The sequence below is a fragment of the Paenibacillus sp. FSL R5-0475 genome (assembly GCF_038004585.1).
Lineage (GTDB): Bacteria > Bacillota > Bacilli > Paenibacillales > Paenibacillaceae > Paenibacillus_AQ.
Map to the genome: position 1 here is coordinate 5,818,339 of NZ_JBBORK010000001.1, position 14,681 is coordinate 5,833,019.

At 45.3% G+C, this 14,681-nt stretch carries 16 protein-coding genes; 9 read left to right on the forward strand and 7 right to left on the reverse strand.

Features of this window, described 5'->3' with window-relative positions:
- Positions 1-62: 62 nt before the first annotated feature.
- From MKX41_RS26085 to MKX41_RS26105, 5 genes are read left to right on the forward strand one after another with little or no spacing between them, the layout of a single operon-like run.
- Positions 63-1,013 carry an ABC transporter permease gene (locus MKX41_RS26085; protein WP_042123467.1) on the forward strand — a complete coding sequence of 317 codons (951 nt, stop codon included), beginning with the start codon at positions 63-65 and terminating at the stop codon, positions 1,011-1,013.
- 4 nt (positions 1,014-1,017) lie between these two features.
- Positions 1,018-1,863 (forward strand): ABC transporter permease, encoded by an 846-nt coding sequence (locus MKX41_RS26090; protein ID WP_042184173.1) that lies wholly within the window; start codon positions 1,018-1,020, stop codon positions 1,861-1,863.
- A gap of 15 nt (positions 1,864-1,878) precedes the next feature.
- Complete coding sequence (locus MKX41_RS26095; RefSeq protein ID WP_340973768.1) at positions 1,879-2,898, forward strand: ABC transporter ATP-binding protein; 1,020 nt, start codon at positions 1,879-1,881, stop codon at positions 2,896-2,898.
- Positions 2,888-3,808, forward strand: a complete 921-nt coding sequence (locus tag MKX41_RS26100; protein WP_143759515.1) for an ABC transporter ATP-binding protein — start codon at positions 2,888-2,890, stop codon at positions 3,806-3,808. The genes MKX41_RS26095 and MKX41_RS26100 overlap by 11 nt, the downstream gene beginning before the upstream one ends.
- Positions 3,809-3,842: 34 nt before the next feature.
- Positions 3,843-4,298, forward strand: a complete 456-nt coding sequence (locus MKX41_RS26105) for a hypothetical protein (protein ID WP_339268269.1) — start codon at positions 3,843-3,845, stop codon at positions 4,296-4,298.
- A gap of 75 nt (positions 4,299-4,373) precedes the next feature.
- Here the strand turns inward: MKX41_RS26105 and MKX41_RS26110 are convergent, their stop codons facing one another.
- Positions 4,374-5,207 carry a hypothetical protein gene (locus tag MKX41_RS26110; protein WP_042184178.1) on the reverse strand — a complete coding sequence of 278 codons (834 nt, stop codon included), beginning with the start codon at positions 5,205-5,207 and terminating at the stop codon, positions 4,374-4,376.
- Between the two features lie 225 nt (positions 5,208-5,432).
- On the opposite strand from MKX41_RS26110, the gene MKX41_RS26115 reads away from it, so the two are divergent.
- The gene (locus MKX41_RS26115) at positions 5,433-6,029 is read left to right on the forward strand and encodes a TetR/AcrR family transcriptional regulator (RefSeq protein ID WP_076285089.1); all 597 of its coding nucleotides are present in this window, start codon (positions 5,433-5,435) and stop codon (positions 6,027-6,029) included.
- A gap of 82 nt (positions 6,030-6,111) precedes the next feature.
- On the opposite strand, the gene MKX41_RS26120 is transcribed toward MKX41_RS26115, so the two are convergent.
- Genes MKX41_RS26120 through MKX41_RS26145 form a run of 6 tightly spaced genes read right to left on the reverse strand, consistent with a single transcriptional unit; the run spans position 6,112 to position 11,305 of the window.
- Positions 6,112-6,978, reverse strand: a complete 867-nt coding sequence (locus MKX41_RS26120; protein WP_339268272.1) for a metallophosphoesterase family protein — start codon at positions 6,976-6,978, stop codon at positions 6,112-6,114.
- 52 nt (positions 6,979-7,030) lie between these two features.
- Positions 7,031-7,372, reverse strand: a complete 342-nt coding sequence (locus MKX41_RS26125) for a DMT family transporter (RefSeq protein ID WP_445670737.1) — start codon at positions 7,370-7,372, stop codon at positions 7,031-7,033.
- Positions 7,369-8,157 (reverse strand): HAD family hydrolase, encoded by a 789-nt coding sequence (locus MKX41_RS26130; protein ID WP_340973771.1) that lies wholly within the window; start codon positions 8,155-8,157, stop codon positions 7,369-7,371. Before MKX41_RS26130 ends, MKX41_RS26125 begins: the two co-directional genes overlap by 4 nt.
- A gap of 14 nt (positions 8,158-8,171) precedes the next feature.
- Entirely contained in the window at positions 8,172-9,518 is a 1,347-nt protein-coding gene (locus MKX41_RS26135; protein ID WP_340975091.1) for an ABC transporter substrate-binding protein, read from the reverse strand.
- A 34-nt stretch (positions 9,519-9,552) separates the two neighbouring features.
- Entirely contained in the window at positions 9,553-10,398 is an 846-nt protein-coding gene (locus tag MKX41_RS26140; protein WP_042184188.1) for a carbohydrate ABC transporter permease, read from the reverse strand.
- A gap of 25 nt (positions 10,399-10,423) precedes the next feature.
- Complete coding sequence (locus MKX41_RS26145) at positions 10,424-11,305, reverse strand: carbohydrate ABC transporter permease (RefSeq protein ID WP_076285209.1); 882 nt, start codon at positions 11,303-11,305, stop codon at positions 10,424-10,426.
- A 218-nt stretch (positions 11,306-11,523) separates the two neighbouring features.
- On the opposite strand from MKX41_RS26145, the gene MKX41_RS26150 reads away from it, so the two are divergent.
- From MKX41_RS26150 to MKX41_RS26160, 3 genes are all read left to right on the forward strand, one after another.
- Entirely contained in the window at positions 11,524-12,081 is a 558-nt protein-coding gene (locus MKX41_RS26150) for a GbsR/MarR family transcriptional regulator (protein WP_339799810.1), read from the forward strand.
- Positions 12,082-12,292: 211 nt separating this feature from the next.
- Entirely contained in the window at positions 12,293-13,477 is a 1,185-nt protein-coding gene (locus MKX41_RS26155; protein ID WP_340973774.1) for a polysaccharide deacetylase family protein, read from the forward strand.
- Positions 13,478-13,645: 168 nt separating this feature from the next.
- Complete coding sequence (locus tag MKX41_RS26160; RefSeq protein WP_042184192.1) at positions 13,646-14,662, forward strand: AI-2E family transporter; 1,017 nt, start codon at positions 13,646-13,648, stop codon at positions 14,660-14,662.
- Positions 14,663-14,681 lie beyond the last annotated feature (19 nt).

Sequence of the window (14,681 nt, forward strand, 5' to 3'; positions counted from 1 at the left end):
AAAAAGTAAGCTGGGTTATCCAGCTTACTTTTTTACCGATACAGAACTGGGAGAATAAACGTATGAGACAACTTATCGTCCGAAGATTACTGCAAACCCTGCCGATGTTGTTTTTTGTTTCGGTTGTGTGCTTTGCGATGATTAAGCTGGCTCCGGGGGATCCGGTATTATCCTTCGTTACGCCGAATATGCACGCAGATGATATTGAGCGTATCCGGCATAACCTTGGGCTGGATAAGCCAGCCTACATTCAATATTTAATCTGGATTAAAGAAATATTGCAGGGGAATTTCGGTTATTCCCTAGTGAATCATCAGCCAGTATTGGATCAAATTCTAGAACGCCTGCCTGCAACGGCAGGTTTGATGGGTTCTGCGATCGGTCTCGCTGTTTTGCTGGCGATTCCACTCGGTCTTATTGCTGGAGCAAACCGGAACCGCTGGGTAGATAAGCTGATTAATTTCTTATCCTATGTCGGAATATCCGTGCCTTTGTTTTGGCTTGCCATCTTACTAATGTACTTATTCGCGATTAAGCTGCATCTGCTTCCTATTATGGGGATGCGAACGATTGGTGTGGAATCGGCGTTTGATGTATTCAAGCATGGTATCCTGCCTTGCACCGTGCTTGCTTTTGGATTCTTGGCTGGTTATGTGCGATACATTCGCTCTAGTACCATTGGACAGCTAAAAGAAGAGTACGTGCAGATTCAATATGCTTTTGGATCTAACAAGACAACGATTCTGTTCCGTCATGTAATGAAGCATGTGTTGCTTCCTGTAATTACATTGCTCGGGATGTCTATGGGTGATCTGGTGGCAGGCGCAATTGTTACAGAAACAGTATTTTCATGGCCAGGTATTGGCTCTTTGGGGATGACTGCAGTTAAAGGGATGGATTACCCCGTGATTATGGGAATTACTCTATTCTCCTCTTTAATGCTGATCATCGGTAATCTGGTCGCGGATATTCTATATAGCTTCGTGGACCCACGAATTAAATTAACGAGGTGACCTCATGAATCGCAGTAAATGGAAAAGTGTTGGAGATGAGCTATTTACGAATAAATTGGGCGTCGCAGCCCTCATTACTTTAATCATCTTCTCACTGGGCTCTATATTTGCTTTTTTATCTGGACATGATCCGAATGCGATGGATGTTCTGGCACGTCTGAAATCGCCGGGAGCCGATCACTGGTTCGGGACGGATGACTATGGCCGGGATTATTTTGCCCGCGCATTATATGGTGGCCGGGTATCACTGCTAGTTGGCTTTGCTTCAATGATCATTGCTACAGGCATAGGTGTTACGGTGGGCGTAATCAGTGGATTCTTTGGCGGATGGGTCGATAATCTTCTCATGCGGATGCTTGATGTAGTGCTGTCCATTCCTTCTTTCTTAGTTCTGCTGCTGCTTAGCGTATTTCTGAAGCCGAGTGTTGGGAATATCATCATTATTATTGCTCTATTAATGTGGATGAATATCGCCCGTGTCATTCGGGCAGAGACGATGACGATTAAGGAACGCGAATATGTACTCTATGCAAAAGCCTCCGGACAGAGCAATTTCGGAATTATTTGGCGTCATATTCTTCCGGGGCTAGTGCCTGTTGTCATTGTAGGTGCGACGAATAATATCGCTTCGGCGATAATGATGGAGTCGTCCCTAAGTTTCCTCGGGTTCGGGGTACAGCCTCCGAATGCGACTTGGGGCAGTATGCTTAACAATGCGCAGGGATATATCGCTCAAGCGCCATATCTGGCTTTATTCCCTGGATTATTGATACTATTAACGGTACTTAGCTTTAATGTTTTGGGTGATATTTTGCGGGTAGGCTTTGAACCGAAGCTGATCCGAAGATAGGAGTGTGAAGACATCATGACGGAACGGCTATTGTCTGTCGAGGATTTGAAGGTTTCGTTCCATACAAGGGACGGAGAGAATCAAGCAGTTCGCGGCGTTAGCTTTCATATAGATGCTGGTGAGACGGTAGGAATCGTCGGAGAATCTGGTAGTGGGAAGAGTGTAACTGCCAAGGCGATTATGTCGTTAATTACACCTCCGGGTAAAATTATCGGTGGAAATATTAATTTTCGTGGAAAGAATTTATCGAACCTTTCGGAAAAAGAGTGGAGAAAGCTACGCGGCAATCGTATAGCAATGGTGTTTCAGGACCCCATGACCTCTCTTAATCCTGTAAAAAAAATCGGCCAGCAGCTTACGGAAGTCATCCGTCGGCATCGGGGTTTAAATAAACAAGAAGCGCTTAAAGAGGCAGCAAGCATCTTGCGTCAGGTAGGAATTAATAATCCTGAACAGCGGCTGCAGCAATATCCGCATGAATTCAGCGGCGGGATGCGCCAGCGGGTCATGATCGCCATGGCTCTTTCCTGTAAGCCAGAGCTATTGATTGCGGATGAGCCGACAACTGCGCTCGATGTAACAATACAGGCGCAAATTCTCGATCTTTTTAAAGAGTTGAAAAATAATACCAGTACAGCTGTAGCGCTCATTACCCATGACTTGGGTGTGGTAGCACAGGTATGTACACGGGTTATCGTAATGTATGGTGGACTTGTGATGGAGGAGGGCACGGTAGAGGATATCTTTTATCGCCCACAGCATCCTTACACGAAAGGTCTGCTTCGCTCGATTCCAAAACGTGACGGCAAGTCGCGGGAACGCCTTGTCCCTATCGAAGGCACACCTCCGGATTTGCTGGATCCTCCTTCGGGCTGTCCATTTATGGAACGTTGCCCTAATGCTTTTGCCCGTTGCAGCGAACGTCCTCCGGTCATCGAATTATCGCCTGGCCATCGTTCGATGTGCTGGCTGGCAGACGGTGTGCAGGAGACTCCAGCCGTAGCTGGTGTTGAAGGGAGCGGTTCTGTTGAGTGATAATAAGATTCTAGTGGACGTAAATAATCTGAAGAAACATTTCTCCAAAGGCAAGGATATATGGGGACGTAATACATCTGTGCTTAAGGCGGTAGATGGCGTAAGCTTTCAGATTCGTCAGGGGGAGACCTTTGGACTGGTCGGAGAGTCGGGGAGCGGCAAGTCCACGGTTGGACGCTGCTTGCTGCGATTGTATGACTATACAGATGGTGAAGTGTCTTTTGACGGGCAGCCGCTGAGCAAGCTTGGAGAGAAGCAGCTTAAGCCTTTTCGCAGACGGATTCAATCGATCTTTCAAGATCCATATTCCTCGTTGAATCCAAGCCTGAATGTACTTGATCTGATCAGTGAGCCTATGAAAATCCACGGGATCCACGAAGGCGACGAGCGTATAGAGGCTGTTGCGGCACTGCTGGATAAGGTGGGTTTAAAAAGAGAGCATCTTTATCGCTTTCCTCATGAATTCAGTGGTGGGCAACGCCAACGGATTTCGATTGCTCGAGCATTATCTGTGAAACCTGAATTCGTAGTGTGCGATGAACCAATCTCAGCGCTGGATGTATCTGTTCAGGCTCAGGTAGTGAATATGCTGGAGGATTTGCAGTCGGAATTTGGGTTGACCTACCTCTTTGTTGCGCACGATCTGTCGATGGTACGGCATATTTCGGACCGGATTGGCGTGATGTATGGCGGTCGTCTCGTAGAGGTAGCCGAAAGTGACGAACTATACGAGAATCCTATTCATCCTTATACGAAGGCGCTGCTATCTTCGATTTTGGAGACAGACCCTAAGCGGGCTAATCAGAGAATTATTTTAGATGGATATTCGGCAGAGTACGGCAGGGCTGAGACCTCTACATTGCAGGAAGTTAGTCCGGGTCATTATGTTGCTTATGATTTCACGGAATAAGTAGAATCTATATACAGGTATGGGGGGAATCAGGATGTCAGACAATTTGAACCGGGTAAAGTTATCCCAGTGGGATGCTTTACTGGTAGAATCACTTCGCGCTTTGGGCTGGTCCAATGAGGATATTCTTCGTAAAGTGGCGGAGGGCGATTTGCCCGTTGACGAGAGTGAATACGAATTTGATTATAAGCAGTTGACCACTTTACAAGCGGAGCAGCCAGAATTGTTCGAGCAAGCGGTGAAGACAGGCTATCAGATCAAGTACAACACGATTCGTGGCATTCGTAGCTGGATATGGGTTGTTCTTGGTAAAGAGGCAGAGTTGGAGCTTGAAGAGGGTAAAGAAGCCATAGAAATAGTATTGACGACAGCCGAGAAGAACCGGCTGGAATCTGTGCTGTCATTCGGCTGGCAGATTCACGGTGGAGCCGGCGTGGAAGACGATTCCAGCGCTAACGCAAGCTACCGGATCGAGCCGATTCAACGATAACCTCTCCAAGCAGAGAAGAAATAAAGAAAGAACGCCCTTACCTTTTCCTCATGGAAAGGATAAGGGCGTTCTTGGTTAGTTCACTTCAATCCGGCCACGCCGGAAGCTGATTTCTGCTTTGCCGGTGTGCAGCTGCCACATATGCCAGAATACAAACGGAACAATCATAATAAAGTTGATGATTCCCCAATAGTTCATGACGTCTGCATTGTACCACGATGAAGCATCCATTAGTGTCGGGAACAGGCTAACGAAGCAGGCGCGTAGAAGTAAATGTGCCGCTAATGTATAGACCCGCGCAATGATGTAGAGTTCTGGGCGGCGTTTGATGATGGGATAGAGCTCGGCTGCGAGAAGAATGCATAGCGAGCTTGCAAAGAACTTCGGACTCTCTGCATAGACGAAGGCTGCATTCCAAGTTGTATAGAGGAAGTTCCAGCCGATTGTCGTATATGCAATGAGATCGCCGTGCGATTCAGTAGAAATCTTCCAATATTTTGGCGCAAAAGGGATGGTTATACATAATAGGAGGCCGGTAAGCGCATTGAATGTATTCCCCATCGTAAAGTCTTTAATGGTCGCTTCCATGATATTAAGGAATAGAACGCCATATACGAACCACAATACCCAATCCTTCTGTAACCCATTCCAGAACGGTCCTTTTCGTTTCTCGTAGTTAGCAATACGAATGAATCCAACAAATATCGTAGGAAGAATTACACTTAAAATCTTGGCCCACCGAAACCAGCCTTCGACACCGCCCATAAGCCATAAGGGAAAGGTTAGTAAAGAAGCAATCCAGAACCAGTGGGCAAACTTATAATGCTTGCGCATGATACTGACAACAATAAGAAGCAGAACTATGTAGCCGATCATACTAACGCCGTACTGCCATGCAGGAATATCCATGATAAACCTCCTTTTTTTGTGAAAGCGTAATCAATTGTTGCCGATACTGAGCTTCAACCCTACAATGCTTGGTTAATTCATAAACATAACAACTGTTCGGTTTTATTGTATTAGGAATTAATTGGTTCTGTCTGTGCTAATTAACACACAAAAAACAAATTAGATTCAGTACTCTTTTCATATAAAAATAAATCGCAATAAGCGATTCAGTTGGGCGGGGAGTTTATGTCTGAGGATAGAAAATTACATATTATTGAGGCGACGAATCGTGTTATCTATCGAATGGGTATTGCGGGTACGACTATGCGGAGAATTGCCGATGAAGCCGGGCTTAGCACGGGGGCGTTGTATCATCATTACAATAGTAAAGAAGAGATTCTTTATGATGCGATGGATCGCAGTCTATCCGTATCTACGAGAATTGCCGAGGAGGTACAGCAAGGGAAGTATAGCCGCGGGGAAGTTATTGAGCAAATCAGCGAGAATGTGAAAGATCGTTTTAACAAAATAGATGACAATCGAATGCAGTTCTATCTTGCCCAGGAAGCGATACTCGGGAACGAGGAAATCTCCAATCAATTGAAAGTTAAGTATAAGAAATGGATTGGTCATACCGAGGAGCTGTTACAACGCTTGTACGAAAAACAACCCGGGAAATACAATAAAGCCATTGCCTCATTGCTGATTGGAGCTATTGACGGGATCGTTATGCAGACGCTGCTGGGTGTGGCGAATACGGATGATATTGAAGATATTTCCGAGGTATACCACAAGCTTCTTGTAGAAGGCATTCCGAAGCTGTTAGAAGCATGGGATGAATAACGCAGAGCGTGGCGGTACGGCTAATCCTTGTGCGTGTAATTCACAGAATGAAACTCCCCGCAGCTTGCTGCGGGGAGTTTCATTATACGTTTACTGCTGTATAAGCAACCTCATATTGTGCAGCTTCAATCCAGGTTCCTGTCTTAAAGTCTCTGCCCCGGACAAGCACTTTATCTCTATATACTTCCACATAGAAGCCTTGGCTGCCTGTCTTATGCTTATCTTCGTTTGTCCAAAGGTAGGCGACAGAAGCAGCATTAAACATTGTTGCCATCTCTCCATGGCCAGGGTACATAGTGTTGTCTACCTCTAACTCCCAATGGGTGTGACCAGTGAATAACAAGGTCTGGGGGTGTCTCGAAAGAATCTCTTTTAATTCCTTATCTTGAGTGACACCATACCAATCTTGTGATTCTAACGATCCAGCTACTGTATCTTTAAGCGGTTGATGCAGGAAAAGAAAGATAGGCTGATCCGGTGAAGCTTGCTCCCCAAGCTTATGCTCCAGCCAATCAAGCTGCTTAGAGGAAAGATGACAGAATTTAGGTAATCCTTTTTCTGTACCTAGAAAGATAAAATGATAGCCATTAATCCAGTGATCATGATAGGGTCCAGACATTCCAGTCTGTGACGTATACATCCCTAAGCGAGACTTCCAAATCCCGAGGCCTACATCATGATTACCTAAAGTGAAAGTAATGTCGGGCAAGTCAGCCTTATGTTGATTAATGATACGAAGCATTTCTTTATATTCAGCAGAAAAACCATGGTTTGTGACATCGCCGATATGCATAATCCCACTGCTCATTTTTCCATGTGCGGCTATATCACGGAGCGCCAGCTCAAAGTTAAGATTGTACTCATGATTTCGGTCAGCGGTGACATGCGTATCCGTGATGATCTGAAAGGTAATAACAGGCTTCTCTTCAGGTAATGTGTTCGCGCTCATGTTTAGGCATCCCCCTTCATTTTATGAATCTATGAAATACTGTGGCTGTTCACTAATGCGTCTTCCCGCTAATGTTCAGTCCTATGATCCCGGTTAGGATAACGGCTATCCATAGTAGGGAGGACAGGGTTAGCTTTTCTTCGAAGAACAGGGCTCCTATGAAAGAAATAAGGATGATTCCCGCCCCTGACCATATCGCATAAGCAACGCCTACCTTAATAGAGGTGAGGGCATAATTCAGGGAGGTGAAGCTGGCTCCATAGAACAGAAACATGAGCACGGAAGGCCAGAGCTGAGTGAACCCCTGAGATATTTTCATTGAGATGGTCCCTGAGAGTTCGAACACAATCGCTAGCATCAGAAACATCCATGCCCATATTCCTTCTATTTTCACAGGGAAGTAACCTCGATGCTGAGTTCAGCGTAAGATCGCACAATGAGATCTGCATCCGGGAGAATATGCGACGAAGCACTAATGTCTTCATTTTCAGTGATACCTATAGCTACCTGCACACCCGCTGCTTTAGCCATTCGCATATCCCCATTAGTATCACCGATAACTGCTGTGTGCGCGGGTTCAACGGCCAACCTTTCGCAGGCAAGCTGCACCATGTCGGGGAAAGGTTTACCCTGATCCACAAGGTCTGTTCCAATTACCTCGGAGAAATAGTGCCGTATGCCGAGCCATTGGAGATGTTTCTCTGCAGCATCTGTTTCATCTGCGGTCACCACGGCGAGAGGGATACCAGCACTCGCACACTCATCGAGAAAACGATGAATACCCGGCAACGAGTGAACGGGGCGTTTCTTTTCCAACATAACATCCGCTTCCAGACGGCACTGATGAACAAGCTCTATGGACTCCGCCCACGATAAACCTTGCAGATAACCCTGCCATGACAGGATGGCATAGAGGTCACTCATAGTCCCCATAGCCAGGGGGCCGTTCCGATCATAATCGGTAATGCTTCCTTGGGCATTGTGTATAGTTCCCATTAATGCAGGGAGCTGTTCTTCTGGAATCTGTAGTCCTCTTTGCTTCATATCCTTCGTGAATCGCTCTAAAAAACACTCGCCCCAGCTGCCCCAGAGGGATACGAACTGGAGCAGCGTACCATCCTTGTCGAATAGAATAGCTGCTACAGCGTATCTGCCTTGTGGCGTGATGAGCTCAGACATGAACTCCACCGCCTTTATTTTAGTTTATCAAGCGCTGCTTGCGCTGTTTCCTGTGCTTCCTTAAGTGCCTGTGCTGCAGGAATATTCTCAATCTGCACCTTATCAGCGGCGATTTTCAGCGCATCGTTGATTTTGCCGCCAGTTGGATCTTGGAATGGTGCAGAACCATGAGAAGCTTGCATCAACGGAACCTTAATCTGTGGATTGCTTTCACTGAATGACACAAACGCCGGGTCTTGCAATGCGGATTGGCGCACCGAAATATATCCAGTATTAATGGACCAAGAGGCAGTATTCTCGGCATTTGTGAAGTAGGTTAGCCATTTCATAGCCGCTTGTTTCTCACTGTCGCTAGCTTTAGATAGAATGCCGGCCATCAGTGCTTGGGCTACGGGTTTGCCCTCGCCAATCCCTGCCCAGCCTGGCTGCTCCATAGCAGAAACAATGCTAAAGTCGAGGTCACCTTGATCGCCACTGGAGCCGGTGTAGCCTGCGGATTGATTCTTCATTACATCATCAATTGTTTTGTACCAATATTCCCAGCCTTGCCCCCCTGAATGAATCCGCATGATCTTATCCTCGTGGATCCATTTGCGGAACAAATCCCAGGTTTCGATCCACTCTTTAGAGTCGATCATGACTTGTTTCCCATCCTCGCTAAGAATAGTGCCTCCTTTGCTGAGCACGGCATCAATCATGTTCCCTGAACCCCACATAGGCTCCCAACCGAAGAGGGTGGTTTTGCCGCCGTCTTTCACGGTCATTTTCGCAGCTGCGGCAGCTAGGTCTTCCCAAGTCTTCAATGTGCTCGCATCAATTCCGTTCTTCTCAAAAGCATCTTTGCGATAGTACATAACCTGTGTTGTTCCATACATCGGCAAGAAGTATTGCTTGCCATCAACCTGGCCCTGATTTAGAAAGGTTTGGACAAAATCCTCTTTATTAAAATCTGGCTGCAATGCCATAAGCTCATCTATCGGAGCGAAATATCCTTTGCGGGCCCAATCTACGTTTGAGGAGAGAGCAGCAGCAGGCACTTTTCCTGTAGCAATGGCCGCTTGCAGCTTCTGCTCGGTTTCAGTGTAGTCTGCCTGCGCGATACCTTTGACAATGACCTCTTGCTGGGAGGCATTAAATTTCTGAATCAGTGCCTCCATATTCTCACCAAGCTTACCGCCGAGACCATACCAGAACTCAATCGTTACCGGTGCATTTTGTGTAGGTGCAGCCTCTGCGGAGGGGGAGGAAGAAGCTCCATTTGCCGCTGTAACATTATCTGTACTCGCATTTCCTCCACAAGCTGTTAACATTGTAAATCCGGCAACCAAAGATAGGGCGGACAGTCTCTTCAATACGTTCATCATCATTCTCCTCTTATTAAATAGAATAGTTAGCTTATCCTTTGCTGGAACCAGCGGTCATGTTGACGCTTTGCATGATGGTTTTCTGAGCTAGTAGAAATACTAGCAGCAACGGGGCGATGGTGAATGCGCTAGCGGCCATGATCAGCGGCCATTTCAATCCGTAAGCACCTCCTTGAGTGAAGAAACTACGCAGACCGGCCGAGACCAGCTGTAGATTAGGATCTTTGGTGATGAGCATTGGCCAGAAATAGTTATTGTACTGATCAATGAAGGTGATCAGGGCTAGCACAGCAAAGGAAGACCGTGTAATGGGGACAAGAATGGTCCAGAGAATCCGCATATGCGAGGAACCATCCACTTCTCCAGCCTCTACCAGCTCATGGGGAACCTGAAGGAAGGCTTGCCGAATTAGAAAGATAGAGAAGACACTTACACAGTTAGATAGAATCAACCCGGCATATGAATCCAGTAGATGAAGCTGGGACAATACCAGATATCCGGGAAGATAAACGGCGGTGGCAGGGACCATATAGCCGAAAAGAATGACACCTGCGAACAGCCCTCTGAAGCGGAATTTCATATGCGTAAGCGCATAGGCCATCATCCCGGAATTTATCACCTGCAAAATAACAATCGACACGGCGACAAATACGCTATTGCCCATATATCTAAAGAAAGGGGCTTCGTGCCAGGCGGCTGAAAAGTTACCCCACAGCGGCTCTTTCGGCCAGATCGTCGGCGGAGACTGCCAGATTTCATCATTGGTTTTTAAGGCGCTGGTGACCATCCAATAGAAGGGGAAGGCCATGATCAGTGCAATAGCTGCAAAAAATAGATGGCGGGCCAGTTTGCCCACTCGTACGGTCGTTGCATTCATCAGTCGTTCTCCTTTACAGCAGTAGTTATTGATAATGGGTTGTCCGTTTACTAACCTCTAGTGAGATTACGGAGAGCAGCATACATATAAATACCAGAATCATTGCGACACTAGAGGCTTCTCCAATCTGAAAGGCTTCAAAGGCAGACTGATAATACATATAGAGCAAGGTACGTGTTGATCCCGACGGTCCACCTTGTGTGAGTACGTTAATCTGGTCGTATGCCTGTAAGGCACCAATGATCTGTACGATGAACAGAAACAGTGTCGTTGGCGAGATTAGCGGTAAAGTAATACGGTTGAATTTTTGCACAGCATTTGCTCCATCCAGTTCAGCGGCTTCCAACAGATCGGTAGGGACATTGCGTAGTGCCACCAAGTAAAAAATCATCGCCCAGCCTACCGATTTCCATATCGTCACGAGCAGAACGCCGAGCAGTGCCCATTTAGGATCTTGAAGCCAACCGATTTTTTCTAGACCTAAGAGGTCAAGTACAGTATTAGCAAGGCCAATTTCAGGTTCATAGATCCAGGACCAGACAATGGATACCGCCACGGTCGGCGTGACCCAAGGGGAGAAAAGCAATACCTGATAGAGGGTGGAGCCTTTCAGCTTCCCATTCATCAGGAGTGCAAGTCCAAGTCCGATCAGAATAACGGGCAGTACACTTCCCGCACAGAATAACAAGGTTACTCTTAGCGCTTTATAGAAGGCGGGATTGCTGAACAGATCCAGATAGTTGGTTAGTCCGACAAAGGTTTTCTCGGGGCTCATGAAGTCCCACTCAGTAAAGCTGAGATAAAATACATAAAGTAATGGCGCGAGCCAAAATACCACGAATGGAATCATTGCCGGCAAGGTGAAGAGCACCGGTTTCAACTCACCTATAAATCTTGTGCGTTTCATTATTTTGTCGATACCCCATTCCATCTTCTGTTTTTTGCGGTATAATTCTGAGGAAAGCTCCTCCGTTCAAAAAAAATTGTACACTCATCGAGCAGCTGCGTGGTCAAGCGGGCGTAAAGATCGATGCGAGATTATGTAAAAATTTAAGAGATTAGCGAAAGTAGTTGCTATTTTGTGTAAAATAGAAGGTAGATTCTAAGTGGAATGAAGGTGCAGCTATGAAACAGGTAGCCTTTGGTGAAGAGAATAGAGACTTATCTCCACGCGAGCAGCTGCTGCGTCCGATGATTGATGCAATTGCTCAGACGATGGACTTATATGGCGCCAATTACTCATTCGGGCAGCTGTATGGAATTATGTTCTTTGAAGACCGGCCGATGACGCTTGAAGAGATGAAGAATGTGATGAATATGAGTAAGAGTAATATGAGCTATGGAGTTCGTTCTTTGATGGCTTCCAAGATGGTGACCAAGCTGGAGGAGAAGCGGGAGCGAAAGGATCTGTATGCAGTGGAAACAGATTTCTTTCAGACCTTTAAGAATTTTTTTGGAATGAAGCTGCAGCGGGAGATTGATGTCATGAGGCAAGCCTTGGATGTTGTTATTCCTGAGCTGGAGGGATTGGTTCATGCCGTGGATACGCCTGAGGAGGAGCGGCAATTCTGCCTGAAGGATCTGGAGAAGCTGGAGCATGCCATTCAATATTATGATTGGCTGCAGCAGTTTGTGGACGAGCTAGGGGAAGAAAATTACTTTGTAGACAAGAGAAGGTCCTAGACCGTCTACAATTACAAATAGATGTACATAATTATATATAGATCTCCATGTGAGGGAGGTGTTCCTTAAGTCAGTTCAGGCTTAGGGTTCGCCTCCTATTTTTATGATAAGAAACAAAATAAAAAAGAAAATGTAACCAAAAGTAGGTGGAACTGTCACCAAATATGTAGTTACATAGTGAATAAAAGATCTTTTTAAGGAGATTCAGAGATTGCATACGAAAAAATATATGATACTTTTAGTCATTGTTCTGCTAATAATTCTTGCTGCTATTTTCAACAATCAACACGAGTCTTCTGCAGTTACTATAGATGTGAACGGTCAAATCATTAAGACAGTAGCTACATATCCGGGCTCGCCTGATGAGCTAATGATTCCCAAGGCTGCAGCAGAACAGGCCCTTAATATGCATATCGGCTGGCAGAAGCAGGGGGCACTTCCGAAAGGTATTTACTATAGAGACCATGTAGCTGTGCTGATGTACCATCATCTTTCAGAGAAGCCAATGCCGCAGTTTCCTTGGATCTTATCTGCCGATCGGTTTGATGATCAAATGAACCTGCTGAAGCAAGAAGGGTTTCACGTGATTACGATGGAACAATACCGTGAATTTATGCTGAATGGCGGCACGGTTCCAGATAATGCGGTGCTGCTGACTTTTGATGATGGATATGAGAGCTTTTATGAGTTGGCTTTTCCTATTCTCAAAAAATATGGCTATACGGCAGTGAATTTTGTTATCGTATCTACGATTGATCACCCAGATCCGAATAGTGTGCCGAAGCTCAATTGGGAGCAGATGCGGGAAATGAAGCGGGACGGGATGGGATTCTATAGTCACACGTACGATTTACACCATTATGGTATCGTGGATGCTGAGGGTGGGGAGCGGCCAGCCGCCAGTGCTTTGTTATATATCGATGATGAGAACAGAAACGAAATGAATACGGAGTACTACAGCAGAGTTACTCGTGATTTAGCCAAGGCGGAGCAAAGACTGAAGGAAGAGCTGGGGAATACCGATTCAGCGGTTGCCTTTCCTTATGGATCATACAATGACCGATTGCTATCGGCATGTGATTCACTCGGAATTTCGCTAACATTTAAAATCCAGGATGGGATCAATGCGAGAACGGACCGAAATGCCTCCCGGATCAACGGGGGAAGTCAGAGTCTAACTGCAGTCCAAACTCTTGAGCAGGTTAAACATATAGATTCACCTATGGAATTAACCCTGAATAACCAAAGAGTAGCTCTGATAGGAAGTGCGCCCGAAATGAGGAAAGGGACCCTGATGGTTCCGTTTATACAATTATGCAAGGATCTACATATTGATCTCAACTACGATCAGAAGAGTCGAATCGTTAAGTTAATGAACACAACGGGAGGCTTATAAACGGCAAAGGAAATGTATGGAATGGATATCAGCTTTCCCTATGTTCATTAGGAGTTTACAAAAAGTGAGAAATTTCGCCAATTTGGGCGAATCACTAGTTGCTATAAGTGAATTCCTTACTGTAGACTATAATTAGAGTACTAATTGGTAGGCGAATGGAGAGAACAGATGGAAGTATTTAAGCGTTATTACGCGAATTTAACGGTCCGGCGTTTTTTTATTTTGGGGCTGGTTGCCCTGCTGCTATTCAGTATTAGAGATATGCTCAATTTAGTACTGTTAACATTTCTGATTGCTTATGTAATGAACAGCTTTCAGGTGCTGCTCACGAAGCGAATCAATAAATATGTTGCGGTCAACAGTAAAGTCATTATTGTTATTTTGTATTTAGCTCTGATTGCTCTGATCGTAGTGACCTTAGTGAATTATTTACCGAAGGTCTTCACACAGATAAAGCAGTTAACTAATTTTCTGACCAGTTTAACCCCTGCAAACATTCCGCAGAACGAAATCGTGCAGTATTTATTTGCCCAGCTTAAGGATTTGAACTACCAGTCTTATGTGAAAGATGGTCTTGAATACGTCCTGAAAATAAGTAATTGGGGCACAAGCTTCGTATTATCCACCATTCTGAGCTTTGTCTTTATCCTTGAGAAGAACAGAATTGTCAGTTTCACTGCCCGTCTTAAAGAGAGCAAGATTTCTTGGTTCTATGTTGAGCTTGAGTATTTCGGTAGAAAATTCATCTCATCGTTTGGTAAAGTGATCGAAGCGCAAATTCTGATCGCGCTGTTTAATACATGCTTTACGGTGATCGGACTCTGGATCTTAGGTTTTCCGTATTTATTCGCCTTATCGATTATGATCTTCCTGCTTAGTTTGATTCCAGTTGTAGGTTTTGTGATCTCCTTAATACCACTTTGTATTATTGGTTACAACATTGGTGGCATAGCAATGACGATATATGTATTGGTTATGATCGCCATACTACATTTTGTTGAGGGTTATTTCTTAAATCCAAAACTGATGTCATCCAAAATGAATCTGCCTATGTTCTACACCTTTATCGTACTTCTCTTCTCTGAGCACTATATGGGTGTATGGGGTCTAATTCTCGGAATTCCAATTTTTGTATTCTTCCTGGATATACTGGAGATCAATAGAGATAACAAGATAGAGACTTAGGAATTCAGTTTAATAGCGT